Origin of the sequence: Caulobacter sp. NIBR1757, from assembly GCF_027912495.1 — a bacterium.
Lineage (GTDB): Bacteria > Pseudomonadota > Alphaproteobacteria > Caulobacterales > Caulobacteraceae > Caulobacter.
Window position 1 is genome coordinate 4,369,706 of record NZ_CP115463.1, and the last position, 25,322, is coordinate 4,395,027.

Sequence of the window (25,322 nt, forward strand, 5' to 3'; positions counted from 1 at the left end):
CCCTAAAATAGACCAACTGAATTCCGGACGGCATTTTGCCCCCGTAGTCTTCCCGGTCTTGCCAAGGCCGGAATTGAACGGGACAAGGCGCCCTCTTCCCCTAGAGGCCACCTGCATGCCCGACTGGTTGTCCGCCATCATCCTCGGCCTCGTCGAGGGCCTGACCGAGTTCATTCCGGTCTCCTCCACGGGCCATCTGCTGCTGACCAGCCGGGCCCTGGGCCTGGAGCCGGGGTTCTGGGACACCCTGGTGGTGATGATCCAGCTGGGCGCCATCCTCGCGGTCATCGCCCTCTACTTCCAGCGCCTCTGGGCCGTGCTGATCGGCCTGCCCACCAGGCCCGAGGATCGCCGCTTCGCCCTCAGCGTGCTGATCGCCTTCATCCCGGCGGTCGTGCTTGGCCTTCTGCTGCACGACTTCATCAAGGAAGTTCTGTTCAACCCGACCATCGTCTGCTGGTCGCTGATCGCCGGCGGGGTGGTGCTGATCCTGCTCGACCGCTGGCGCCCGACGCCGAAGGTCACCGACGCAATGCAGACGCCCTTCCGCACAGCCCTCGGCGTCGGCCTGCTTCAGTGCCTGTCGATGATCCCCGGCGTCTCGCGCTCGGGGGCCACCATCGTCGGCGGCGTGCTGATGGGCATGGAGCGGCGGGCGGCGGCCGAGTTCAGCTTCTTCCTGGCCATCCCGACCATGGTCGGCGCTTTCGCCCTCGACTTCATCGACAGCCGCGAGGCCATCTTTGCCCGCCCCGACGGGGTGATGCTGATCGCCATCGGCTTCGTCGTCTCGTTCGTCAGCGGCCTCGTCGTGATCAAGTGGATGCTGGGCTTCATCGACAAGCATGGCCTCAGCCCGTTCGGCTGGTGGCGCATCCTGGCGGGGGTCGTGGGGCTGGGGTTGCTGGCCTTTACCTAAATTCCGTCATCCCGGGCGGCCGTAGGCCGACCCGGGACCCAGGTGGGCCGGAGCGCCGCTGTCGCCACCGCCAACAATGGCGGAGGTGGCCCCTGGGTCCCGGCTCTCCGCGCTGCGCGCTCCGGCCGGGATGACAGTTATGGGGCCGACAACGCCTCCACCAACCGCACCATGAACCCCGCCCCGCGCCGCAGCTGCGCCACCTCGATCCATTCGTCCGGCTGGTGCGCCTGGTCGATCCAGCCCGGGCCGCAGAGGACCACCGGGAACCCGCCGCGCTGGAACTGCCCCGCTTCGGCCGCGTAGGACACCGCCCGCAGCGGCCCGTTGTCGCCGGCCAACCGCCGCGCCAGCGCCTCGGCCGGTCCGCCCGGCTGCAGGGCCAAGGGCGGGACGTTGCTGTACAGCTCCCACTCGACCCCGCACTCGGGGAACCGCGCCTTCAGCTCGGCGTCCATCGCCGCGCACCGCTCCCAGAACGGCGCCAGCAACGCCGCCGGATCCTGGTCGGGCGGGCTGCGCAGGTCGAAGCTGAAGCTGCATTGGCGGGCCAGGATGTTCACCGCCGTGCCGCCGTGGATCAGGCCGATGGTCAGGGTCGCGTGCTTCGGCTCGAACGGGGAAGCCGGGTCGGCGTCAGCGATCAGCCGGTCGGCCATCGCCGTCAGCTCGCCCATCAGCTTCAGCGCCGCCATGTTGGCCGAGACGCCCAGATGCGTCTGGCTGGAATGCGCCTCATGGCCCGTCACCGTGACCTTGGCGGACAGGATGCCCTTGTGGGCCCCGACCACCTCCATGCCGGTCGGCTCGCCGACCACGGCCAAGGCCGGCGGCGGGTCTTCGCGGCTGAGGGCCTCGATCATCGCCGGGGCGCCGAGACAGCCGATCTCCTCGTCATAGGAAAACGCCAGCCACGCCGGCCGCTTCAAATCCGCCTTCGCCAGCTCCGGTACGGCCGCCAGGGCCAGGGCGATGAACCCCTTCATGTCGGCGCTGCCCCGTCCGTAGAGCTTGCCGTCCTTCTCGGTCAGCACCCAGGGGTCAGTCGACCAGGGCTGGCCATCGACCGGCACCACGTCGGTATGGCCCGACAGGATCACCCCGCCCGCCGCCGCCGGCCCGATGCGCGCCATCAGATTGGCCTTGGAGCCATCGGCGTTGCTCACCCGCCGGCTCTCGACGCCGAGGTCCGCGAGATAGGCCTCGACCCATTCGATCAGCGCCAGGTTGGAGCGGCGCGAGGTGGTGTCGAAACCGACCAGGGTGGTCAGGATGCCGACGGCGCGGTCGTGAAGGGCGTCAGGGGAAACAGTCATGCCCCCTACATATGCGATCCCGCCTTCAGGGGAACTGGGTTGCGCAAGCCCGACCGCCCCGTTACGCGCCAGACCACATGACCGCCCCGTCCCTGATCCTCACCCTCGCCTGCCCTGACCGCCGGGGCATCGTCGCCGCCGTCTCGACCTTCCTGGCCGGGCGCGACTGCAACATCCTCGACGCCCAGCAGTATGACGACGCCGAGACCGGCCGCTTCTTCATGCGGGTGGTGTTCGACCCCGCCGGCGGCACGGCCGACGGCCTGCGCGAGGCCTTCACCGCCATCGGCGCCGAGTTCTCGATGACCTGGACCCTGCGCGACCCGGCCCAGCGCTACCGGGTGATGATCCTGGCCAGCAAGACCGACCACTGCCTGGCCGACCTGCTGTACCGCTGGCGCATCGACGAACTGCCGATGGAGATCTCGGCCGTGGTCTCCAACCACGGCGCCGAAACCTTCCAGCATGTCGACCTGAAGGGCCTGCCCTTCCATCACCTGCCGGTCGCCAAGGACACCAAGCTGGAACAGGAGGCCCAGCTCTGGGCGCTGATCCGCGAGACGAACACCGACATCGTCGTGCTCGCCCGCTACATGCAGATCCTGTCGGATGGTCTGGCGGCCAAGCTGGAGGGCCGCTGCATCAACATCCACCACAGCTTCCTGCCGGGCTTCAAGGGCGCCAAACCCTACCATCAGGCCCATGCGCGGGGCGTGAAGGTGATCGGGGCGTCGGCCCACTACGTCACCGGCGACCTCGACGAGGGCCCGATCATCGAGCAGGACGTCGAGCGCATCAGCCACCGCGACACGCCCGAGGACCTGGTCCGCAAGGGCCGCGACATCGAACGCCGCGTCCTGGCCCGGGCCCTGCGCTGGCGGCTGGAGGACCGGGTGCTGCTGAACGGCCGCAAGACAGTGGTGTTTACCGACTAGCCAAGCACCGAATTTCCCCGCGCCGGCAGCACGCCCAGCAGCTGGATGCGGAAGACCAGCACGGAATTGGGCGGGATGTTGCCCGAGCCGTCCTTGCCGTAGCCCTCCTCGGGCGGCACGTAGACGATCCACTCGTCGCCCGGGCGCATCTTCGGGATCACCTCCATCCAGGCGGGGATGAAGTTCTCAAACGGCATGATGGCCGGCGCCCCGCGCTCGAAGCTGGAGTCGAAGACGTTGCCGTTGAGCAGCTTGCCCTCGTAGTGGACCTTCAGCTCATCGCCCTTCTTGGGCTTCAGCCCGCTGACCGGGCCGGAGGTCACGACGATGTACTGGACGCCGTCCTTCAGCACCTGAACGCCCGGCTTGGTGGCGTTCTCCTTCATGAAGGCCTCGCCCTCGAGCGCATTCTTCTGGGCCAGCCGCTCGTTGTCGCAACTGGCCAGGGACAGGGCCGCGATGGCGGCGAGGATGACGGGGATGAAGCGCATGGATGATCTCACGGTGGTCAGCGGCGAGTAGCGGGTTTCACAAACCCTGTCATCCTTCGGTCGTCCCGAAGGGGCGATCCGGAGGACCCACGGCAAGGGCGGAACCGCCTGGAGTCTGAAGGATGGCACAACAGAAGCGCCAACCTACCAACGCCAGCTGCCTGGCGGACGGGTGGGTCCTCCGGATCGGCTTCGCCGACCGAAGGATGACAGCGGTGTGTGTGGCTCAGACCACCCGCGGCGGATACCCGCTCTCGCGCAGGGCATCCATGATCTCCTGGGTGTGCTGCGCGTCGCGGGTCTCGATCATGACGTCGAACTCCGCGCCCTTGGCCGGCACGTCGAGCGCCAGGCGGTTGTGGGCGACCTCGATGATGTTGCCGCCCATCTCGCCGATCACCCGCGACACCGTCGCCAGCAGACCGGGACGGTCATCGCCGACGATACGCAGCGAGATGATCCGCTGGGCCCGCACCAGCTCGCGGGTCAGCACGCTGGCCAAAAGGCGGGTGTCGATGTTGCCACCACAGAGGATCAGGCCGCACTTCCTGCCGCGGAACCGCTCCGGATAAGCCAGCAGCGCCGCCAGCGAGGCCGCGCCGGCCCCCTCGGCCACCGTCTTCTCGACATTGCAGTAGAGGGCCACCGCCCGCTCGATGAAGGGCTCTTCCAGCAGCAGCACGTCCTCGACCAGCGGCCGGGCGACCGAATAGGTGATGTCGCCGACCTGCTTGACGGCGATGCCCTCGGCGATGGTCTGGCCGCCGCTGTGGCCGGCCATGCCGCGCATCTTGTTGGTGAAGCTGGGATACATCGCCGGCTCGCAGCCGATGATGCGGATGTCCGGGTTCATGGCCTTGGCCGCCACCCCGACGCCGCTGATCAGTCCGCCGCCGCCGATCGGAACGGGAAGGATCTCCAGATCCGGCACGTCCTCCAGCATCTCCAGGGCGATGGTGCCCTGGCCGGCCATGACTTCCAGGTCGTTGAAGGGATGCACGAAGGTCAGGCCCCGCTCGTCCTTCAGCTTCATGGCGTGGGCGTAGGCGTCGTCGTAGGTCTCGCCCTCAATGACCACATTGGCCCCGTGGGCGCGGGTGTGCTCGACCTTCACAAACGGCGTGCCGCGCGGCATGACGATGGTCGAGGGCACACCCAGCCGGGTGGCGTGGTAGGCCAGCCCCTGGGCATGGTTGCCGGCGCTGGCGGCGATGACGCCCTTGGCCTTGTCGGCCTCGCTCATCAGCATCAGTTTGTTGAGCGCCCCGCGCTCCTTGTAGGCGGCGGTGAACTGCAGGTTCTCGAACTTCACCCACACCTGGGCGCCGGTAATCTCCGACAGGGTCTTGGAATAGCGGCAGGGCGTGCGCTCGATATGGCCCTGCAGGCGGGCCGCGGCGGCGCGGATGTCATCGATGTGGAGGGTCATTTAGGTCCGGCTTCCGAGAAGCCGGAGGCTTCACCGCAATCCACGGATCAGGTCAAGCCGCCGCATGGCCTTGCCCGGCAGTTCCGACACCGGCCCCAGCGGCAGGGCCTCGGCCGCCTGGCGCAGGGCATAGGCCGCGCCGCGCACCAGGGCGGCCGGGGAAGCGGCGCCGATAAAGCCGTGGCTGACCGGGGTGATGACGTTCGAGAACTCCCGCTTGAAGCGGTAATCGCCGGCCCCGAGATCCAGCCGCCGGTAGGGCGTGGTGTCCATCCAGCGCAGGATGTCCTGGAACAGGATCATGCCCGGGCTCCAGCGCGTGAACTCCGGATCATGACCGATCAGCCAGCTGTTGATCGTGTCATGGGCCCGCAGGTTGAACTGCGCCGCCACCAGCTTTTCCCCGACATGCAGGGTGAAGAGGATGCCGCCGTATTCCGGATCGCGGCTCTGAAACAGGTCGCGGACAAGGCGGCTGGTCCAGCCGGCCGCCAGCACGTCGGTCTGGCCGGTCGCCTTCCACTGCTGGCTCTTCCAGGCCATCAGCTGGTCGAAGTCGGCCTTGCCGCGCGAGAAGGCGGTGAACACCGGGGCCCCGGCCTCGCGCTCCAGCTTGCGGCGCTTCTTGTCGCAATCCTTGTGGATGCCGACCCCGGCCGCCTTGCGCTCGGCGGCGTAGGCCTCGAACCCGTCCGGCATGTCGATGGCGAAGCTCGGCTGCGTGCCCTTGAAGGCCGGCGCGAAGTCGGCCTGGCAGCCCAGCATATGGGAGAAGTCGAGGCGCCCGACCCCGATGGCCTCGACCAGCCTGACCGGATCGACCCGCACGCCCGGGGCCGTGACAAGGCCCTGATAGTCGCACATCGGCGCCCCGACCGGCATGGCGGTCATCGCCCCGACCCTGGCGGCCATGAAGCCGACGGCCTCGCCGCCCTCCTTGAGCACCGCCACCCTGACGTTGGCCTTCTCGCCCTGCGCCCGCGCCACCGACCGCGCCCACCAGGGCGACAGGAAGGGGCTGTGCCAGCCCGGCTGCGCCGCCTGCAGCGCCGCCCAGCGGTCCACCTGGGCGGCGGTCAGGTCTTCGGGACGGACGATGTCGATCTGCACGGGCTGGCGACTCACGGGGGGTAACTGCCGATCATCAATACAGCCGAAGCGTTTCCGCTTGGTTTAGCGTCAGCGGCGAACGAAATCGCCGCCCCGCCGTTAGCGGCCGATGGCCCTGCCCCAATCCCTGCTCCCCGATCCCTACATTGTCCTCCTCGCGGTCGGCGGTTTGCTGATCGCCCTGGTCGCCTGGCTGCCGCTGGCCCTGCGCCGTCTGCCGCTGTCCCTGCCCATTGTCTGCATCGGCCTGGGGGCGGCCATCTTCTCCCTGCCTCAGGTCGGCCTGGCGCCCTTGCCGGTCCGCTATCCGGAGGTGACGGAGCGGCTGACAGAATTTGTCGTGATCATCGCCCTGATGGGCGCGGGACTGAAGATCGACCGGATCGTCGGCTGGCGACGCTGGGGGATCACCTGGCGGCTGCTGGCCGTGACCATGCCCCTGTCGATCGCCGCCATCGCCCTGCTCGGGGTCTGGGCCGGCCTGCCGTTGGCGGCCGCCATCCTGCTCGCCGCCAGCCTGGCGCCGACCGATCCGGTGCTGGCCGCCGACGTTCAGGTCGGCCCGCCAAGGACCGGCGAAGAGGACGAGGTGCGCTTCGGCCTGACGTCCGAGGCGGGGCTCAACGACGGCCTGGCCTTTCCCTTCGTCAACCTCGGGCTGGCGTTGGCCCTGGCGGCGACGACCGGCAAGCCCTGGTTGGTCGACTGGCTGAGCTACGATGTGCTCTGGAAACTGCTGGCCGGCGGGGTCGCCGGCTGGCTGATCGGCCGACTGTTCGGCTGGCTGACCTTCCGGGTGCCGGGCAACCCGCTGGCCAAGACCGGCGACGGGCTCATCGCCATCGCCTGCACCCTGGTGGCCTATGGCCTGACCGAAGCGGTGCACGGCTACGGCTTCCTGGCGGTGTTCATCAGCGCCCTGACCCTGCGCCATGCCCATCGCCAGCACGCGTTCCAGCGGGAGATGCATGACATCACCGAACAGCTGGAACGCATCGCCATGATGGTCGTCCTGCTGTTGTTCGGGGGCGCGCTGGTCAGCGGGCTGCTGGCCCCGCTGACCTGGATCGACATCGCCCTGGCCCTGGCGGTGCTGGTGGTGGTCCGGCCCCTGTCCGGGCTGGTCGGCATGATCGGCCTGAAGGCGACCTGGAGCGAGCGGCTGACCCTGGCCTTCTTCGGCATCCGCGGGGTCGGGTCCTTCTACTACCTGGCCTATGGCCTCAACCACGCGCCGATCGCCGGGGCCGAGCGCCTCTGGGCCATCGTCGGCCTGATCGTCCTGGCGTCCGTGCTGCTGCACGGCCTGACCGTCACCCCGGTGATGCGCGGCCTGGACCGGAAGCGGGGGGTCGATCCCGACAAGGATCAGGAAGACGAGCCGGCGCCGAGCGCGCCATGACCCTCGCCCCTTACCGTTGTTTCACTTGCCCCTGCCCGCCGCCCCCGGCATGACTGCTGATGGGGGCGTACCCGGCCAACAGTACGGTCGGCACAGGATCTGACTTCAAGGGGTTCGAGCAGCCATGCTGATCGTCGAAAATCTGACGCACATCTATCCGAACGGCGCCAAGGCGTTGGATGAGGTAAGCCTGATCGTGCCCAAGGGCATGTACGGCCTGCTGGGCCCCAACGGCGCCGGCAAGTCGACCCTGATGCGGACCATCGCCACCCTGCAGGCGCCGACCGAGGGCCATGTCCGCTTCGGCGAGATCGATGTGCTGAAAGACCCCGAGGAACTGCGCAAGGTGCTCGGCTACCTGCCGCAGGACTTCGGCGTTTATCCCCGAGTCTCGGCCTACGACATGCTCGACCACATGGCCGTGCTCAAGGGCGTCTCCAACGGCAAGGAGCGCCGCGAAACGGTCGAATACCTGCTCAACCAGACCAACCTCTGGGCCGTGCGCAAGCGGGCCCTGGCCGGCTTCTCCGGCGGCATGCGCCAGCGCTTCGGCATCGCCCAGGCCCTGATCGGCGACCCGGCCCTGATCATCGTCGATGAGCCGACCGCCGGCCTCGACCCGGAAGAGCGCAACCGTTTCCTCAACCTGCTGGCCGAGATCGGCGAGAACGTCGTGGTCATCCTCTCGACCCACATCGTCGAGGACGTCGCCGACCTCTGCCCGGCCATGGCCATCATCTGCGAAGGCCGCATCGTCAAACAGGGCGCGCCGCTCGACCTGGTCGCCGGCCTCAAGGGCCGCATCTGGAAGAAGACCATCGAGAAGAGCGAGCTGGAGGGCTATCGCGGCCGCTACCGCGTCATCCACACCCGGCTGTTCACCGGCCGCACGGTGATCCACGTCGAGGCCGACAGCGATCCGGGCGACGGCTTCACCCCGGTCGAGGGCGGTCTGGAAGACGTCTACTTCTCGACCCTCCGCACCTCTCGCGCCGCTTAAGAGAGGGCCGACCGCATGTTCGGCAAGATCGCCAGCTTCGAATTCCGCTACCAGCTCAAGAACCCGGTGTTCTGGGTGGCGGCGGGCATCTTCTTCCTGCTGACCTTCGGGTCGGTGGTCGTCGACCAGATCAGCATCGGGGGTGGGGGCAACACCCACAAGAACGCCCCCTTCGCCATCGCCCAGATCCACATGATCTGGACCATCTTCTTCATGTTCGTCTCCACGGCCTTCGTGGCCAACGTCATCGTCCGCGATGACGAGACGGGCTTTGGCGGCATCCTGCGCTCGACCCGGGTCAAGCGCTTCGACTACCTCTACGGCCGTTTCTCCGGGGCCTTCGCGGCCTCCGCCCTGGCCTTCCTGTCGATCCCGCTCGGCATCGTGGTCGGCAGCTACATGCCCTGGGTCGATCCCGAGACCCTGGGCCCGCTGACCTGGCAGCCCTTCCTGGTCAGCTACTTCGTCCTGGCCCTGCCCAACATCCTGCTGACCGCCGCCATCTTCTTCAGCCTGGCGACCATCACCCGCTCGCTGATGTGGACCTACGTCGGCGTCGTCGCCTTCCTGGTCATCTGGACCGTCGCCACCATCGCGCTGGACCGCCCCGAGTGGGAAAAGCTGATCGCCGCCTGGGAGCCGCTGGGCTTCGGGGCGGTGAGCCTGGCCACCAAGTACTGGACGGTCGCCGACCGCAACACCCTGACCCCGGCCATCGAAGGCCTGCTGCTGCAGAACCGCGTCTTCTCGCTGGCGCTGTCGGGTCTGTTCCTGGCCCTGCCGATGCTGCTGTTCCGCTTCACCCCGGGCAAGGCCAGCGGCAAGCGCGCCAAGCAGCTGAAGATCGCCGCCGCCGCCGCCGCTTCCGAGCCGCCGCCGGCCCCGCTGGCCCGGCTGCCCAGGCCGACCTTCGGCGCGGGCGCCGCCTGGGCCCAGCTGATGACCCGCACCCGGCTCGACATGGGCCAGGTGTTCGGCAGCCCGGCCTTCGCCGTCCTGCTGGCCATCGGCCTGTTCAATGCTGTCGGCGGCCTGTGGTTCACCACCGAGGAGACCGGCTACGGCGGCGTGATCCATCCGCTGACCCGGGTGCTGATCCCGGCCCTGATGGGCAGCTTCGCCATCATTCCGCAGATCATCGCCATCTACTACGCCGGCGAGCTGGTCTGGCGCGAACGCGACAAGAAGACCCATGAGATCATCGACGCCTCGCCGGTGCCGGACTGGGCCTTTGTCGCGCCCAAGACCCTGGCCATCGCCCTGGTGCTGATCGCGACCCTGCTGGTCAGCGTCGTGGCCGCCATCGCCATCCAGACCTTCAAGGGCTACACCAACTACGAGATCGGCAAATGGATCGTCTGGTACGTCCTGCCCCAGGCCGTCTCCTCGATCCTGATGGCCGCCCTGGCCGTCTTCATCCAGGCGCTCAGCCCGCACAAGTTCGTCGGCTGGGGCCTGATGGCGCTGTTCATCATCGCCCGCGCCACGCTCGGCAACATCGGCTTCGACCACATCCTCTACAACTACGGGGCCAACCCCGGCACGCCGCTGTCGGACATCAACGGCCTCGGCAAATTCTGGATCGCCGCCTGGACGGCGCGCACCTACTGGTCGCTGGTCGCCCTGCTGCTGCTCATCCTCACCTGGGGCCTGTGGCGGCGCGGGACCGAGACCCGCCTGTGGCCGCGCATCGCCCGGCTGCCGCATCGGCTGATGAGCGGCGCAGGGGTGCTGTTCGTCGCCGTCCTGCTCGGCGCCGGCGCCATCGGCGGCTGGATCTACGTCAACACCAATGTCTGGAACGAACACCGCACCAACGACGCCAACGAGGCGTGGACGGCGGACTATGAGAAGACGCTGATCAACCAGCGCCACTTCGACAGGGTCCCCCAGCCGAAGATCCAGTCGATGAAGCTGGATGTCGACCTGAGGCCCCACCAGCCCAGCCTGAAGGTCACCGGCACCTACGTCATCAAGAACATGACGTCCGAGGACCTCAAGGAAGTCCACGTCCGCTTCGACCGCGATCTCAAGGTCCAGGGCCTCAGCATCGAGGGCGCCCGGCCGAAGGAAACCCTGGCGAAGTTCAACTACCGCATCTTCGCCCTCGACAAGCCGATGAAGCCCGGTGAGGAGCGGACCATGAGCTTCATCACCGAACGCTCGCAGAAGGGCTTCAAGAACAGCGGCAACGAGACCCGCGTCGTCGACAACGGCACCTTCGTCAACTCCATGGAGTTCGCCCCGGCGCTGGGCATCTGGCCGGGCGACGGGCTGCAGGACCGGGCCAAGCGTCGCAAGTACGGGCTCAACCCCGACATGCCGGTGGCCAAGCTGGGCGACGTCCCCTCACGCCAGTTCAACTACCTGCGCCACGACGCCGACTTCATGAGTTCGGACATCACCGTCACCACCGAGGCCGACCAGACGCCGATCGCGCCCGGCCGCCGGATCAGCGACCGGATCATCGGCACCCCGACCGGCAAGCGCCGCCAGGCTCACTTCGTGACCAGCGCCCCGGTCATGCCCTTCTTCTCGATCCAGTCGGCGCGCTACGCCATCAAGCGCCAGACCTACAAGGGCATCGAGCTGGAGATCTATTACCAGCCCGAGCACGCCTACAACATCGACCGCATGTTCACGGCGATGAAGACCTCGCTCGACTACTACCAGGCCAACTTCAGCCCCTACCAGTTCGACCACCTGCGCTTCATCGAGTTCCCGGCCTACGGCAACTTCGCCCAGGCCTTCGCCGGCACCATGCCCTGGTCGGAGAACCTGTTCTTCATCGCCGACTACAGCGACCCCGAGAAGGTCGACATGGTCACCTATGTCGGGGCTCACGAGATCGGCCACCAGTGGTGGGCCCACCAGGTCGTCGCCTCCGACCAGGAGGGCATGACCATGACCTCCGAAACCCTGGCCCAGTACAGCGCCCTGCGGGTGATGAAGAAGCTCTATGGTGAGGACCAGATCCGCAAGTTCCTCAAGTATGAGCTCAACAGCTACCTGCGGGACCGCGGCGGCCAGGCGCTGGAGGAGAAGCCTCTGGAGCGGGTCGAGGGCAGCCAGGGCTACATCCACTACCGCAAGGGATCGCTGGTCATGTACCGGCTGGCCGAGGAGATCGGCGAGGACAACGTCAACGCCGCGCTTGCCCAGTTCCTGAAGGACCACGCCTTCAAGGGCGCGCCCTATCCGATCTCGACCGACCTGGTGAAGCTGTTCCGCGAACGCGCCCCCGCCGACAAGCAGGCCCTGATCACCGACCTGTTCGAGAAGATCACCCTCTATGATGTGAAGGTGACCGACGCGACGGTGAAGGCCCGCAAGGACGGCCGGTTCGATGTCACGCTGACGGTGGATGCGAAGAAGCTCTACGCCGACGGCAAGGGCAAGGAGACGGCCGCGCCGATGAACGAGATGCTCGACATCGGGGTGTTCACCCAACAGCCGGGCAAGAAGGGCTTCGGCAAGGCCAGCATCCTGGTCCTCGAACGCAAGCCCATCCGCGGCGGCAAACAGACCCTGACCTATACGGTCGCCAAGAAACCGGTCTGGGTCGGCGCCGATCCCTACAACATCCTCATCGACCGCAACTCCGACGACAACCTGTTCAAGATCGGCTCGTAGGGGCGGATCGCTGCACCTCCCTCCCCGAATTGGGGAGGGCAGGCCGAAGGCCGGGTGGGGAAGTGGGTCACCGCCCCTGCCGGTTTCTCGCTGATGAATTTGTAGGCCCTGGAGCCTGTGGCCGACTTCCCCACCCGACGCGCAACGCGCGTCTGCCCTCCCCAATTCGGGGAGGGACGCGCCCTACCGCCCCCCAAACAGCGCCGTGCCCACGCGCACGCTGGTCGCGCCGAACCGTACCGCCGTTTCAAAATCCCCGCTCATCCCCATCGACAGCTTCCCGACCCCGTTCCGCTCGGCGATCTTCCGCAGAAGCGCGAAATGCAGCCCCGCCGGTTCGCGCTCCGGCGGAATGCACATCAGCCCCTCGATGCTCAGGCCCAGATCCCGGCACCGGGCGATGAAGGCGTCCGCCGCCGCCGGCGCCACGCCCGCCTTCTGGGGCTCCTCCCCGGTATTGACCTGCACATAGAGCCGCGGCGTCCGCCCCGACTTGGCCATCGCCTCGGCCAGCGCCCCGGCGATCTTCTCCCGGTCCACGGTCTCGATGACGTCGAACAGCGCCACCGCCTCGGCCGCCTTGTTGCTCTGCAGCGGCCCGATCAGCCGCAGCTCCAGCCCCTCGCGCCGGTTCTCCCCTGCCCAGCGGCCGGCCGCCTCCTGCACCCGGTTTTCGCCGAACACCCGCTGGCCGGCATCCAGTATGGCGGCGATCTTCTCTTGCGGCTGCAGCTTGGAGACGGCCACAAGGGTGACGTCCGACGCCGCCCGCCCCGCCTCTGTCGCCGCCCGGGCGATACGGTCCAGGATCGCGGCGCGGCGGTCGGCAATGGAGGGATCGGTTGGCACAGGGCGAACTCGCAAGACTACTGGAGGCCGCCAAGCGCCTACGCCCGGCCCGCGTCCCTGCCAAGCCCCTGCCCCGCCTGCTGTTCCTCACCGACCCGGATCGCACCCCCGATCCCGAAGCCATCCTCGAAACCCTGCCGCCTGAGGTCGGCGTCATCTACCGCCCGTTCGGCGCCGCCAACGCCGTCGAACAAGGCCGCCGCCTGACCGCCATCGCCCGCCGCCGCGGCCTGATCCTGCTGGCCGGCGCCGACCCCGACCTCGCCCAGGCCATCGGCGCCCAGGGCGTCCATCTGCCTGAACGCCTGGCCCATCAGCTGCCGGCCCTGCGCGCCGCCCGCCCGGCCTGGATCCTCACCGCCGCCGCCCACAGCCTCTCCGCCGTCGCCGTCCCCGCCGACGCCCTGCTGGTCTCCCCGGTCTTCCCCTCCAGCAGCCCCTCGGCCGGCCAACCCCTCGGCGTCGAAGCCTTCACCGCCCTCGTCGCCGCCGCCTCTGCCCCGGTCTACGCCCTCGGCGGCGTCACCACGCAGACCGCCCTCCTGCTGGCAGACAGCGGCGCCGCCGGCCTCGCCGGTATCGACGCCTTTTTGCCCGGGTAGAATTCCAGAGCACCCAAAACGGTCCCGGCGCCGGGAGGCCCCTCCGGGGCCCCACCGGGCCCCCAACCGCCCCACTTCCCGCCCCACCGGTTCGCCACCGGTTCACCACCGAAAGCCCGCCAGACACCCCCGTGCGGGCCACCATAACTATTTGAACATGTTATATTTTTGCGGATATGCCGCCGCCGCGCCTGTATAATCGGCAGGCCGCTTCGATAAGCCCTAGCGCCCGAAGGCGTGCAGTCCCGCGCCATGCGCCCGCAGCCAGTTGCGGTGCGGTGCGGGATCGCCGAACAGCTCATAGACCAGGGCCCAGAACCTCGGCCCATGGTTGGCCTCGATCAGGTGGGCGCACTCATGGGCGGCGACATAGTCGGCCACCGCGAACGGAGCCAGGGCCAGGCGCCAGCTGTAGCGGATCGAGGCCGGCTTCGCGATCCGGGCGGGGGTGCAGCTGCCCCAGCGGGCCTTGGCGTCGACGACGCTGACGCTCGGCGTCGAGACCCGAAGCTGGGCGGCATAGCCGGCCGTCATCTGGGTGAATTTGCGTTTGGCCTCGGCCTTGATTAGCCGCATGACCCGGTCGCCGAAGGCGGCGTCGTCCGGCGCCGCGATAATCCCGGCCTCCAGGTCGATCTTCGCCCGGCCGGTCCTGGTCTCCAGCCGGAACGGCCGGCCGAACAGCTCGACGACCATCCCCGGCGCGACGACCCGCGCTTCGGGCAGGTCGGCCAGCTGGGCCTCGATCCAGCCGACCCGCTCGCGGGCGAAAGCGACGGCCTCGCCCAGGCGCTTGGCGGTCGGGGCGGTGGCGATCACCTCGCGCCGGGTGCGGTCCACCCGCAGGGAGATGCGGCGAGCCCGAGGGTTGACGCTCAGCCGCATCACATGGCCGGCCGCCTCGAGGCGGTCGCCGTGGCTGTAGGCGGGCGGCTTGAACAAACTCATCGTCTTCCGACTACCCCGTATCGCGGGTGCGGAAAACGATCATTTTGTTGCGGTCCTGAAACGTCAGGCGGGCCTCAAGTGTCGGGGAAGTCGGGATCCACGCGGCGGATGAACTTCGCCACCCGCGGCTGGATTTCCTCATTGAACCGGCGACCGTTGAACACCCCGTAGTGGCCGACGCCCGGCTGGACGTAGAGCTCCTTCATGTCCTCGGGGATGTTCGGCGTCAGGCCGTGCGCCGCCTGGGTCTGGCCGACGCCGGAGATGTCGTCCAGCTCGCCCTCGACCGTCATCAGGGCGATGTCGGTGATGGCGGTCAGATCGACCTTCTTGCCGCGATGGGTCAGTTCGCCCTTGGGCAGCAGGTACTTCTGGAAGACGATCTCGACCGTCTGCAGGTAGAATTCCTCGGTCAGGTCGAGCACCGACAGGTACTCGTCGTAGAACACCCGGTGCTTGTCAGCGCCGTCGTCGTCGCCGATCACCAGGTGGTCGAAGTAGCGCTTGTGGGCGTCCTGGTGCTTTTCCAGGTTCATCGACATGAACGAGGCCAGCTGCACGAAGCCCGGATAGACGCGCCTAAGGGCCCCCGGATGGGGCGGCGGCACGGTGTAGATCATGTTCGACTGGAACCAGGCGAAGGGCCGCTGCTCGGCCAGCTGGTTGGTCACCGTCGGCGACAGGCGCGCGTCGATGGGCGAGCCCATGAAGGTCATGCTGCGAGGCCGGTTGGGATCCTTGTCGGCGGCCATCAGGGCGGCGGCCGCGAGAACCGGCGGGCCGGGCTGGCAGACGGCGATGACGTGGGCCCGCGCCCCCATCACGCCGAGCATCTCGCGGACGTGGTCGATATAGTCGTGGAAGTCGAAGCGCCCCTCCATCATCGGCACGTCGCGGGCGTTGACCCAGTCGGTGACGAAGACGGCATGGTGCGGGATCAGCGCCTCGACCGTGCCGCGCAGCAAGGTGGCGTAGTGGCCCGACAGCGGCGCGACCAGCAGGACGGCGGGGTCCAGCTGCATCTTGCCGGCCCGGCGCATGTCGCCCATGTCGCGGTCGAACTGGATCAGGCGGCACCAGGGGCTTTCCCAGACCACGGTCTCGCGCACCTTGACGGTGTGGCCGTTGACCTCGGTGGTCTTGATGCCCCACTCGGGCTTGCCGTAGCGCCGGGTGACGTTGGCGTAGAGGTCGGCGGCCGCATACAGGTTGCGCCCCAGCGCCGAATCCCGGGCCGGGTTCAGCGGAGAGGACCAGAAGTCCCGGGCCGCCCGCGCCGCGAAGCGCATCGGCGTGGAGGCGTAGTAGGTGGCTTCCTGCAGGGTGTAGAGCATATGTCCGACCTTTGTTGCGGCGCAGCATAACACGCGATCACTTAACGAAGTCCAGCGGCAAATGGCTCCCCGCGGTTGCCCATTTGGCCGACCAGTGGTCTATGCTGCCCCGATCGGAAAGGGAGCTACAAGGGCGTTGCGGGACAGTCGTGCCATGGCGGGGAGTGACCCCTATGCGGTGCTGATCCTGGCGATCGCCGAACGCGGCGACCGCGCCGCCTTCCGGCAGCTGTTCGACCACTACGCCCCCCGGGTGAAGGGCTATCTGGCCCGGCTCGGCCTCGACCAGGCCCGGGCTGAAGAGCTGGCCCAGGAAGTCCTGGTCACCGTCTGGCGCAAGGCGGCCAGCTTCGACGCCAGGCGGGCGTCGGTTTCGACCTGGATCTTCCGCATCGCCCGTAACCGCCGAATCGACATCTACCGCCGCGACCGCACCGCCGAATTGGACGCCGACGAGCCGGCCCTGCAGCCGCCGCCGATGGCCGGGCCGCACGAGGAGCTGGACGCCGGACAGCAACAACGCCGCATCGCCGCCGCCCTGAAGACTCTTCCCGAAGAACAACGCGACCTGGTTCGCCGCGCCTTCTACGACGACTTGAGTCACAGCGAGATCGCCGAGGCGACCGGACTGGCCCTGGGGACGGTAAAGTCGAGGCTAAGACTGGCCTTCGGCAAGCTGCGGGCCGTGCTGGAGGAACCGGCATGACCTGTCACACTCGCCGTTTCCTTGACGCGGTTCTTCGCCGGTCCATATCGCCTCTCGTGACTGGACATCCGAGGTTCCTGCCGTGACCGCCGCCGCGACCATTGACGCCAACATCGACGTCTTCGCCGACCGCCTGGCCCAGGCGCCCGACGCCGGCCTGAAGCTGCTGGCCTCGGCCGCCGCCGCCGTGCGTGACGACCGGCCCGCCCCCAACGAGGACGTCGCTGGCCTGTTCCTCGACGACGAGGCGCCCATGGCCTTCAGCGCCGGCGGCGCCGACGCCGCCCTGGCCCGTATCGACGCCCTCTGCGATCTCGACACCCGCCGGCCCGCCCCCTCCAGCGACAACCGCGCCGCCGCCGGCGCCGCCAGGACCCTCAACGAACTGGCGGGCCTGCCCGACCCGGTCCGCGAGGCCGCCTTCGAGGCCATCATGGGCGGCAGGAACTTCGGATTCTCCGGTTTCGGCATCCGGCGCCTGTCGATCCCGATGGACGGACCCGGCAAGGTCGATTTGCTGCGCATCGAGCCCGGCGCCGGCGTCGCCAACCACGACCACGACGGCGAGGAATTCACCCTGGTCCTGACCGGCGCCTTCAACGACGGCCACCAGACCTACGGCCCCGGCGACATCAACGTCGGCCTTCCCGGCTTCAAGCACGAGCCCAAGGCCCTGCCCGGCGACGTCTGCTACGCCCTGGCCGTCTCCTACGGCTCGGCCCGCTTCGACGGCTCCATCGGCCTGCTGCAAAAGCTCACAGGTTTCGGCAACTAGGACCCCCTGACGCACCCAAAGTGCGTGCAAGGTAAATCGCCTCTTAACCCTCCACGCGCACAACGGACCCCTATTGGGTTCGAAGGGCTTTTCGGTATGGCGAAGGCGGCGCGGCGGTCGGGCGCGGAACTGCTTGTGGAAGCGGCGGTCATCGCCTGGGGCCTGCCGGGCACGGCGCGCTTCCGGGGCGGGGTAACGGCCGCGGCCGGCGCCGCCCTGGCCGTGGCCCTGGCCACCTACAATCCAGCCGATCCCAGCTTCAACGCCGCCTCGGGCGGGGCCGCCACCAATGCGCTCGGCGGGGCCGGCGCCCTGATCGCCGACCTGGCCATGCAGTCGCTCGGCCTCGGCGCCTGGCTCAGCGCCATCCTGATGACCGCTTTCGGCATGACCCGCGTCCTCGACGCCGAGCCGGACCGGGGTCGCAAGGCCCTGCGCATCAAATCCGCCGTCGGCGCCCTGGGCGTGTTGCTGCTTTCCGCCGCCGTCGCCGCTCCGCCGCCGCCGGCCGCCTGGCCGCTGGCGCTGGGCCTGGGCGGGCTCTGGGGCCAGGGCCTGTTCGGCCTGGTCCGCGACCTGTTCGGCTTCGTGCATCTGCCGGGCGCCGCCCTGTTCGCGGGCCTGCTGCTGGCCGCCGGCGGCATCACCGCCACCGTCTGGTCGCTGGGCCTGCAGAAACTGGCGGCCGGCTTCGATCCCGAAACCTTAGCCCGCCTTTTCCACCGCGAGCCGAAAGCGGCGGCCCCGCCCGCGCCGGCCCCAACCCGCAAGCCCGCCAAGCCTCGCGCCGCCCGCGCACCGCTGCCGCCGATCGAGGAGGACGAGACCCCGATCGCCGCCCCGGCCGCCGAGCCGGTGCTCAACATCCGCCAGCCCAAGGTTCCGGCCCGCGCCTCCAGCCGCGAGACCCGCGAGCGCCAGCCGGCCTTCGAGTTCGAGGAGCGCGAGGACGGCTTCCAGCTGCCCGAGCTCTCCATGCTCGCCCAACCCAAGCCGCGCGCCAACACCTTCGACGAGGCGGCCCTGCGCCAGAACGCCCGGCTGCTGGAAAGCGTGTTGGCCGAGTTCGGCGTCCGCGGCCAGATCGACCAGATCCGCCCCGGCCCGGTCGTCACCCTCTATGAACTGACCCCCGCCCCCGGGGTGAAGAGCGCCCGCGTCGTCGCCTTGAGCGACGACATCGCCCGCTCGATGAGCGTCGCCGCCTGCCGCGTCAGCGTCGTGTCCGGCCGCAACGCCATCGGCATCGAACTGCCCAACGCCAAGCGCGAGACCGTCTATCTGCGGGACCTCCTGTCCAGCCCCGACTACGAAAAGCAGGGCGCCATCCTGCCGATGGCGCTGGGCGAGGGCATCGGCGGCGAGCCCTACATCGCCGACCTCGCCAAGATGCCCCACCTGCTGATCGCCGGCACCACCGGTTCGGGCAAGTCGGTGGGCGTCAACGCCATGATCCTGTCGATCCTCTACAAGCTGCCGCCGGATCAGTGCCGCTTCATCATGATCGACCCCAAGATGCTGGAACTCAGCGTCTATGACGGCATCCCGCACCTGCTGGCCCCGGTCGTCACCGATCCCAAGAAGGCCATCGTCGCCCTCAAATGGACGGTCCGCGAGATGGAGGACCGCTATCGCCGCATGTCCAAGATCGGCGTGCGCAACATCGGCGGCTATAACGAGCGGGCCAAGGAAGCCCTGGAAAAGGGCGAGCACTTCGAGCGCACCGTCCAGACCGGCTTCGACGACGCCGGCCGCGCCATCTACGAGTCCGAGAAGATCCGCCCCGAGCACATGCCCTATCTGGTCGTCGTCATCGACGAGGTCGCCGACCTGATGATGGTGGCCGGCAAGGACATCGAAGGCGCCGTCCAGCGCCTGGCCCAGATGGCCCGCGCCGCCGGCATCCACCTGATCATGGCGACGCAACGCCCGTCGGTGGACGTCATCACCGGCACCATCAAGGCCAACTTCCCGACCCGGATCAGCTTCCAGGTGACCAGCAAGATCGACGCCCGCACCATCCTTGGCGAACAGGGCGCCGAGCAGCTGCTGGGCATGGGCGACATGCTCTACATGGCCGGCGGCGGCCGCACGACGCGTCTGCACGGGCCCTTCGTCTCCGACGGCGAGGTCGAGGCCGTGGCCAAGTTCCTGCGCGACCAGGGCATGCCCAACTACCTCGAGGAAGTCACCGCCGGCAGCGAGGACGACGAGGAAGGCGGAGACGGCGCCGTGGCCGCCGACGGCTCCGGCGGCGACCTCTACGACCACGCCGTGGCCGTGGTCACCCGCGACCGCAAGGCCTCGACCAGCTACATCCAGCGCCGCCTGCAGATCGGCTACAACCGCGCGGCTTCCCTGATGGAGCGGATGGAGCGCGAAGGCATCGTCGGCGCCGCCAACCACGCCGGCAAGCGCGAGATCCTCGTCGGGCCGCCGCCGTAACGGCCGTCATTTCGCCTTCCGAACGCGCGATGTTGCAACCCGAAGGACGACCAACGACTTTAGGGCCGACATGACCCAACACCTGAACCGCCGCGACACCCTCGCCGGCCTGATCGCCCTTTCCGCCACCGGCCTCGCCGGGGCTGCCTTCGCCGCGCCCCTGTCGGCCGACGACAAGGCGCTGGTCGACAAGGCCACCGCCTATCTGCAGGGCCTCGGCTCCGCCAAGGGCCGCTTCATCCAGACCGATCCACGCGGGACCCAGACGCAGGGCTCCTTCTACCTGCAGCGCCCCGGCAAGGCCCGCTTCGCCTACGACGCCCCGGCCAGCAAGCTGCTGGTCAGCGACGGCCGCTTCGTCTCCGAGGCCGACACCCGGCTGAAGACGGTCAACCGCTATCCGCTCGGCCAGACACCGCTGGCCCTGTTCCTGGCCCAGGACGTGCGGCTCGACAAAGGCGTGGTGATCACCAAGGTCAGCCGGCTCGACGGCGGCTTCTCCCTGACCATGGCCGACGGCCGCAAGCAGACCCGCGGAACCCTGACCATGAACTTCAGCGACAGTCCGATCGGGCTGATCGGCTGGGTGGTCAGCACCGTACAGGGCGCGACCCGGGTGCGGCTGACCACCCTGGAGCGGGTCGGCGGCCTCGACGCCAAGCTGTTCGCCACGCCCTTCCCGCCGGCGAAGAAGACCGGGCGGCCCTGAGGCCTCGGACTGTGCCCTTCTCGACACAGCCAAGGTTTCACAGAAATGTCGTTGACGTTTCCGGACTGAAGTTGTTCTAATGCAACACATGGCGGTTGGCGCGTCCGACCTCGCGCCGCCGCGGACCGTGCCGGAAACCTATCCCCTCCCGGCGGCGGCATGAGAGACAACTTTTCCGCCCGATGCCGCATGGCATCGGGCGTTTTTCTTTGAGGGATCAGAAGGTGAGCGGCGGCAAACCCGCGCGTTCACGGGCCAGGTGGATGTAGGCGACGTATCGCTCGGCGTTCTGTGTGGTCGGATAGCCGTTCGGCAGCTTGCCGCGCAGAGACCCGATCCGGGCGCCCCAGTGCTCCGGCCAGGTCTGGCTCCCGAGCTTCATCGGCGGACGCCCGGCGCGTTCGGCGGCGACCGCCTCATCAACGCCGGCGACCCAGATGGCGAACTGCCGATCCGTATCCCGGATGGAGCCGTGCTCGTCCTCCAGCCGCGCGACGGTGTGGCAGCCGCCCAGCCCGGCCAGGCAAAAAGCCAAAATCAGACCCTTCGCGCCTTTGATCATCGCCGTCTCCCGCGGACGAGCATGGCGCCGACGGCGGCTCACCGCTACCTAGTCGTTCCATGCGCCTTCGACTCGCCACCTGGAACATCAACTCCGTCCGTCCGCGCGGCGACCTGATCGGCCGCATGGTCGAGGAGATCGCTCCCGACGTCATCGCCCTGCAGGAGATCAAGTGCCAGGAGCACGAGTTCCCGCGCGAGATGTTCGAGGCGCTCGGCTACCGTCACTTCCGCATCCATGGCCAGAAGGGCTGGCACGGGGTGGCCATTGTCTCGCGCCTGCCGCTGGAGGACTCCCCGCCGCTCGACGTCTGCAAGAACGGCCACGCCCGCTGTGTCGGGACGATGGTCGGCGGCGTCGAGATCCAGAACTTCTACATCCCGGCCGGCGGCGACATCCCCGACCGTGAGCTGAACCCCAAATTCGACCACAAGCTCGACTTCTTCGAGAAGCTGACCGCCGAGTTCGGCAAGCGCGACCCGCGCAATCCCCTGATCGTCACCGGCGACCTCAACGTCGCCCACGGCGAGAACGACGTCTGGAACCACAAATACATGTCCAAGGTGGTCAGCCACACGCCGGTCGAGGTGGGGGCCATGGAGGGCCTGATCGCCTCGGGCCGGTTCATCGACCTGCCGCGCGAGGTGGTGCCGCCGTCGGAGAAGCTGGCCAGCTGGTGGAGCTACCGCGCCGCCGACTTCCGCGCCTCCAACCGTGGGCTGCGCCTCGACCACATCCTGATCAGCCCGGGCCTGCGCGACGCCGCCTTCCACACCGGCAAGGCGATCAGCAAGGTTCATGAAGATGTGCGCGGCTGGGACAAGCCGAGCGACCACGCGCCGGTGACGGCTGATTTCATGATCTGACAGTTGCTCCCCCTCCGGGGGAGCTGGCAGCCGCGAAGCGGCTGACTGAGGGGGTCACCGCTCAGGTCAGCGGGTAAACCTCTTGAAGCTGAACCGCCGGTGGGGACCCCCTCCACCATCGCCTGCGGCGACGGTCCCCCTCCCCCGATGGGGGAGGACCTCTACGGCTGCAACCGATACCCGCCGGCCTCGGTGATCAGCAACCGCGCCTGGCCGGGATCCGGCTCGATCTTCTGCCTCAACCGATACACGTGGGTCTCCAGCGTGTGGGTCGTCACCCCGGCGTTGTAGCCCCAGACCTCGGTCAGCAGCTCCTCCCGCGCGATGGCCTTGGAGCCGGCGCGATAGAGGTACTTGAGGATGTTGGTCTCTTTTTCCGTCAGCCGGACCTTCTTGCCCTTGTCATCAACCAGCAGCTTGGCGGCCGGGCGGAACTCATAGGGGCCGATGCGGAACACCGCGTCTTCCGACGCCTCATGGCTGCGCAGCTGGGCGCGGATGTGGGCCAGCAGGACGGCAAACCGGAAGGGCTTGGTCAGATAGCCGTTGGCCCCCGATTCGAGGCCGAGGATGGTGTCGGCGTCGGTCGAGGCGGCCGTCAGCATGACGATCGGCGCCGTCACCCCCGCCTTGCGCATCAGCCGGCAGGCCTCGCGGCCGTCCATGTCGGGCAGGTCGACGTCGAGCAGGATCATGTCCGGCCGGGTTTCCCGGGCCATGACCTGGCCTTCGGTGGCGGTGGCCGCCTCGAGGGTGGTGAACTCCTCGTGCAGCCGCAGCTGTTCAGCCAGCGCGCCGCGCAGGTCGTCGTCGTCGTCGATGATCAGGAGGGTCTTGCGTTGCGCCATGAACAGAACCATGCACCGTTTCGCCCCTTGAGGCCAAGCGGGCAACGCCAAGCCGTGGAGCCATGAATTGAACTTCACCGCCCATGCCGACGGTCGCTTCGAGATAGGGAGCCGAACCGTTCCCTGCATCCTCGGCAAGGGGGGCGTTAAGCCCGCCGCCGACAAACGCGAGGGTGACGGCGCCTCGCCCATCGGAACCTGGCCGATCCGCCGCCTGCTGTACCGGCCCGACAAGAGCCCGCCGCCGAAGACGGGGTTGCCGGTGCATCCGATCCAGCCCGACGAAGGCTGGTGCGACGCGTCCGACGATCCGAACTACAATCGCCCGGTCAAGCTGCCCTACGCCGCCAGCCACGAGCGGTTGTGGCGGGGCGACGACGTCTACGATCTGGTGCTTGTTCTGGGGCACAATGATGACCCGGTGGTCCCGGGCATGGGCTCGGCCATCTTCCTGCACCTGACGCGGCCCGAGCGGACCCCGACCGAGGGCTGCGTGGCCCTCGACCGGCCGGACCTGCTCGAGTTGCTGGCGCAGGCCCGGCCGGGCGATACGGTGACGATCTCTACTTGAGACCTTCCTGGATGCCCTTGGCCTTGGTCAGGTGCTCCTGAACGACGGGCGCGGTGGAGGCGGCGGCGGCCTGCAGGGCCGGGACCGTGCCGTCGGCCGCGTAGCGGGTCATCAGGTCGAGCGCCGCCTGGTGGCCGTCCACCTGGGCGTCCATGTAGGCCTTGTCGAAGTCGGCGTCGGAGGCCTTGGCCAGATCGTCCAGCTTGCCCTGCAGGTCGGCCGGCAACATGGTCGGGAGAACCAGCGGCTGACCGGAATCGGCGATGGCCTTCTTGAGGCCCGCCGTCGTCTGGGTGTGCATGTCGATCATCATCTGGGCGAAGGCCTTGATGTCGGCGTTCCTGGTCCGGGTCAGGGCGAGCTTGCTGCTCTCGATCTCGAACATGTCGCTCGCCGCCGCCTTGGCGACGAAATCAGGCGCGCCGGCTTCGTTGGCCGGGGTCGGGACGGTGGCGGCCGGGTTGGCGTCCGGCGTGGCGGGGCTGGTCTCTTCCGGCGGCTTGCCGCAGGCGGCGAGGGCCAGGGCGGCGCAGGCGGCGCCGGCGATGAGAAGCTTGCGGTACATGGGGTCTCTCCTGCACTGAACACGGCCGCTCGATGCGCGCGGCTCTTGCTGATCAGCTAAACCTCACGGGGGTGTGATGCGTTCCAATGTCGAGCCGCCGACCGACGGGCCCCTCAAAGGTCTTGTCGTCATCGAGATGGGCACGCTGATCGCCGGCCCGTTCTGCGGCCAGATCCTTGGCGACTTCGGGGCGACGGTGATCAAGCTGGAGGACCCCGGCAAGGGCGATCCCATGCGCCAGTGGGGCCGCAGCCTGCCGATGGGCCACAGCCCCTGGTGGCCGGTGATCGGCCGCAACAAGCGCTCAGTGACCCTGAACCTGCGCGATCCCGACGGTCAGGCCATCGCCCGCAAGCTGATCGCCGGGGCCGATGTGCTGATCGAGAACTTCCGGCCGGGCGCGATGGAAAAATGGGGCCTGGGCTACGAGGCGCTGAGCGCGGTCAATCCGAAGCTGGTCATGGCCCGCGTCTCCGGCTTCGGCCAGACCGGCCCCTATGCCCAGCGGGCCGGCTACGCCCTGATCGGCGAGGCCATGGGCGGCCTGCGCTACATCACCGGCGAGCCCGACCGCGCCCCGGCCCGGGCCGGCATCTCGGTCGGCGACAGCCTGGCCGGGCTGCATGCGGCGCTGGGAACGATGATGGCGCTGCACGCGCGGGAGCGCACCGGCAAGGGCCAGATCGTCGATGCCGCCATCTATGAGAGCGTGCTGTCGGTGATGGAGAACCTGATCACCGAATACGGCCTGACCGGCTATGTGCGCGAACGCTCCGGCTCGGTGCTGCCGGGCATTGCGCCGTCCAACGCCTATCCGACCGCCGATGGGGCGCTGGTGGTCATCGGGGCCAACCAGGACACCCTTTTCGCCCGCCTCTGCACCGCCATGGGCCGGCCCGAGCTGGCGGCCGATCCGCGCTACGCCGGCCATGCGGCCCGCGGCGAGAACCAGGCGGAGCTGGACGCCCTGATCGGCGCCTGGACGGCGACCTTGCCGGCGAGCGACCTGCTGGCCCTGATGGAGGCCAGCGGCGTCGCCGCCGGCCGCGTCTACCGCGCCCCCGACATGCTGGAAGATCCGCAGTTCGCGGCCCGCGAGGCCATTGTCGAGACGCCTCACCCGGTGTTCGGCAGCGTAAAGATGCAGAACGCCTTCCCCAAGCTCAGCGACACCCCGGGCGGGGTCCGCTGGCCGGGGCCGGGGCTGGGGGAGCATACGGACGCGGTGCTGGGCGAACGGGCCGGGGTTTCAGCGGAGGATCTGGTGAAGCTGCGCGAGCGCGGGGTGATCTGACTCCATCCTTCCC

General features: G+C 68.5%; 23 protein-coding genes. 13 read left to right on the plus strand and 10 right to left on the minus strand.

Features of this window, described 5'->3' with window-relative positions; genetic code table 11:
- The first annotated feature begins 115 nt into the window (after positions 1–115).
- Positions 116–919, plus strand: coding sequence for an undecaprenyl-diphosphate phosphatase (locus O5I81_RS20925; protein ID WP_271066801.1), 804 nt, complete (start codon positions 116–118; stop codon positions 917–919).
- A 137-nt stretch (positions 920–1,056) separates the two neighbouring features.
- Here the strand turns inward: O5I81_RS20925 and argE are convergent, their stop codons facing one another.
- The gene (gene argE / locus O5I81_RS20930; RefSeq protein WP_271066802.1) at positions 1,057–2,235 is read right to left on the minus strand and encodes an acetylornithine deacetylase; all 1,179 of its coding nucleotides are present in this window, start codon (positions 2,233–2,235) and stop codon (positions 1,057–1,059) included.
- 92 nt (positions 2,236–2,327) lie between these two features.
- Here argE and purU point away from each other — a divergent pair, with 92 nt between their 5' ends.
- Positions 2,328–3,170: a formyltetrahydrofolate deformylase gene (gene purU / locus O5I81_RS20935; protein ID WP_271069069.1), complete on the plus strand. Its 843-nt coding sequence runs from the start codon at positions 2,328–2,330 to the stop codon at positions 3,168–3,170.
- Here the strand turns inward: purU and O5I81_RS20940 are convergent.
- From O5I81_RS20940 to O5I81_RS20950, 3 genes are all read right to left on the minus strand, one after another.
- Positions 3,167–3,661, minus strand: coding sequence for an FKBP-type peptidyl-prolyl cis-trans isomerase (locus tag O5I81_RS20940; RefSeq protein WP_271066803.1), 495 nt, complete (start codon positions 3,659–3,661; stop codon positions 3,167–3,169). The genes purU and O5I81_RS20940 overlap by 4 nt on opposite strands.
- Positions 3,662–3,887: 226 nt before the next feature.
- Entirely contained in the window at positions 3,888–5,090 is a 1,203-nt protein-coding gene (locus tag O5I81_RS20945; protein WP_271066804.1) for a threonine ammonia-lyase, read from the minus strand.
- 30 nt (positions 5,091–5,120) lie between these two features.
- A complete protein-coding gene (locus O5I81_RS20950; protein ID WP_271066805.1) occupies positions 5,121–6,215 on the minus strand; it encodes a GNAT family N-acetyltransferase in 1,095 nt (364 codons plus the stop codon).
- A 94-nt stretch (positions 6,216–6,309) separates the two neighbouring features.
- Between O5I81_RS20950 and O5I81_RS20955 the strand changes: the two genes are divergently transcribed.
- The 3 genes from O5I81_RS20955 to O5I81_RS20965 all read left to right on the plus strand — a co-directional run bounded on the left by O5I81_RS20955 (position 6,310) and on the right by O5I81_RS20965 (position 12,235).
- Positions 6,310–7,602 carry a cation:proton antiporter gene (locus tag O5I81_RS20955; protein ID WP_271066806.1) on the plus strand — a complete coding sequence of 431 codons (1,293 nt, stop codon included), beginning with the start codon at positions 6,310–6,312 and terminating at the stop codon, positions 7,600–7,602.
- A gap of 124 nt (positions 7,603–7,726) precedes the next feature.
- Positions 7,727–8,602 (plus strand): ABC transporter ATP-binding protein, encoded by an 876-nt coding sequence (locus O5I81_RS20960; RefSeq protein ID WP_271066807.1) that lies wholly within the window; start codon positions 7,727–7,729, stop codon positions 8,600–8,602.
- A gap of 15 nt (positions 8,603–8,617) precedes the next feature.
- On the plus strand, positions 8,618–12,235 hold the full coding sequence (locus tag O5I81_RS20965; RefSeq protein WP_271066808.1) for a M1 family aminopeptidase: 3,618 nt from the start codon (positions 8,618–8,620) through the stop codon (positions 12,233–12,235).
- 183 nt (positions 12,236–12,418) lie between these two features.
- Here O5I81_RS20965 and O5I81_RS20970 read toward each other — a convergent pair whose 3' ends face one another.
- Positions 12,419–13,084: a YggS family pyridoxal phosphate-dependent enzyme gene (locus tag O5I81_RS20970; protein ID WP_271066809.1), complete on the minus strand. Its 666-nt coding sequence runs from the start codon at positions 13,082–13,084 to the stop codon at positions 12,419–12,421.
- On the opposite strand from O5I81_RS20970, the gene O5I81_RS20975 reads away from it, so the two are divergent.
- A complete protein-coding gene (locus tag O5I81_RS20975; RefSeq protein WP_271066810.1) occupies positions 13,078–13,686 on the plus strand; it encodes a thiamine phosphate synthase in 609 nt (202 codons plus the stop codon). The two genes, O5I81_RS20970 and O5I81_RS20975, sit on opposite strands and share 7 nt — an antisense overlap.
- Positions 13,687–13,908: 222 nt before the next feature.
- On the opposite strand, the gene O5I81_RS20980 is transcribed toward O5I81_RS20975, so the two are convergent.
- Both O5I81_RS20980 and phaZ read right to left on the minus strand, forming a co-directional pair.
- Complete coding sequence (locus O5I81_RS20980; protein ID WP_271066811.1) at positions 13,909–14,634, minus strand: SprT family zinc-dependent metalloprotease; 726 nt, start codon at positions 14,632–14,634, stop codon at positions 13,909–13,911.
- Positions 14,635–14,708: 74 nt separating this feature from the next.
- A complete protein-coding gene (gene phaZ, locus O5I81_RS20985; RefSeq protein ID WP_271066812.1) occupies positions 14,709–15,968 on the minus strand; it encodes a polyhydroxyalkanoate depolymerase in 1,260 nt (419 codons plus the stop codon).
- Between the two features lie 154 nt (positions 15,969–16,122).
- Between phaZ and O5I81_RS20990 the strand changes: the two genes are divergently transcribed.
- From O5I81_RS20990 to O5I81_RS21005, 4 genes are all read left to right on the plus strand, one after another.
- Positions 16,123–16,674, plus strand: a complete 552-nt coding sequence (locus O5I81_RS20990; protein ID WP_271066813.1) for a sigma-70 family RNA polymerase sigma factor — start codon at positions 16,123–16,125, stop codon at positions 16,672–16,674.
- Between the two features lie 82 nt (positions 16,675–16,756).
- Complete coding sequence (locus O5I81_RS20995; protein ID WP_271066814.1) at positions 16,757–17,449, plus strand: cupin domain-containing protein; 693 nt, start codon at positions 16,757–16,759, stop codon at positions 17,447–17,449.
- Between the two features lie 96 nt (positions 17,450–17,545).
- Complete coding sequence (locus tag O5I81_RS21000) at positions 17,546–19,894, plus strand: DNA translocase FtsK 4TM domain-containing protein (protein ID WP_271066815.1); 2,349 nt, start codon at positions 17,546–17,548, stop codon at positions 19,892–19,894.
- A gap of 70 nt (positions 19,895–19,964) precedes the next feature.
- Complete coding sequence (locus O5I81_RS21005; protein ID WP_271066816.1) at positions 19,965–20,603, plus strand: outer-membrane lipoprotein carrier protein LolA; 639 nt, start codon at positions 19,965–19,967, stop codon at positions 20,601–20,603.
- Positions 20,604–20,820: 217 nt separating this feature from the next.
- On the opposite strand, the gene O5I81_RS21010 is transcribed toward O5I81_RS21005, so the two are convergent.
- Positions 20,821–21,165, minus strand: a complete 345-nt coding sequence (locus O5I81_RS21010; protein WP_271066817.1) for a hypothetical protein — start codon at positions 21,163–21,165, stop codon at positions 20,821–20,823.
- A gap of 59 nt (positions 21,166–21,224) precedes the next feature.
- Here O5I81_RS21010 and O5I81_RS21015 point away from each other — a divergent pair, with 59 nt between their 5' ends.
- Complete coding sequence (locus tag O5I81_RS21015; RefSeq protein ID WP_271066818.1) at positions 21,225–22,031, plus strand: exodeoxyribonuclease III; 807 nt, start codon at positions 21,225–21,227, stop codon at positions 22,029–22,031.
- A 161-nt stretch (positions 22,032–22,192) separates the two neighbouring features.
- Here O5I81_RS21015 and O5I81_RS21020 read toward each other — a convergent pair whose 3' ends face one another.
- Complete coding sequence (locus O5I81_RS21020; protein ID WP_271069070.1) at positions 22,193–22,879, minus strand: response regulator transcription factor; 687 nt, start codon at positions 22,877–22,879, stop codon at positions 22,193–22,195.
- A gap of 67 nt (positions 22,880–22,946) precedes the next feature.
- Between O5I81_RS21020 and O5I81_RS21025 the strand changes: the two genes are divergently transcribed.
- Entirely contained in the window at positions 22,947–23,450 is a 504-nt protein-coding gene (locus O5I81_RS21025) for a L,D-transpeptidase family protein (RefSeq protein WP_271066819.1), read from the plus strand.
- On the opposite strand, the gene O5I81_RS21030 is transcribed toward O5I81_RS21025, so the two are convergent.
- The gene (locus tag O5I81_RS21030) at positions 23,443–24,015 is read right to left on the minus strand and encodes a DUF4142 domain-containing protein (protein WP_271066820.1); all 573 of its coding nucleotides are present in this window, start codon (positions 24,013–24,015) and stop codon (positions 23,443–23,445) included. The genes O5I81_RS21025 and O5I81_RS21030 overlap by 8 nt on opposite strands.
- Before the next feature lie 76 nt (positions 24,016–24,091).
- Between O5I81_RS21030 and O5I81_RS21035 the strand changes: the two genes are divergently transcribed.
- The gene (locus O5I81_RS21035) at positions 24,092–25,309 is read left to right on the plus strand and encodes a CaiB/BaiF CoA-transferase family protein (protein WP_271066821.1); all 1,218 of its coding nucleotides are present in this window, start codon (positions 24,092–24,094) and stop codon (positions 25,307–25,309) included.
- Positions 25,310–25,322: the final 13 nt, after the last annotated feature.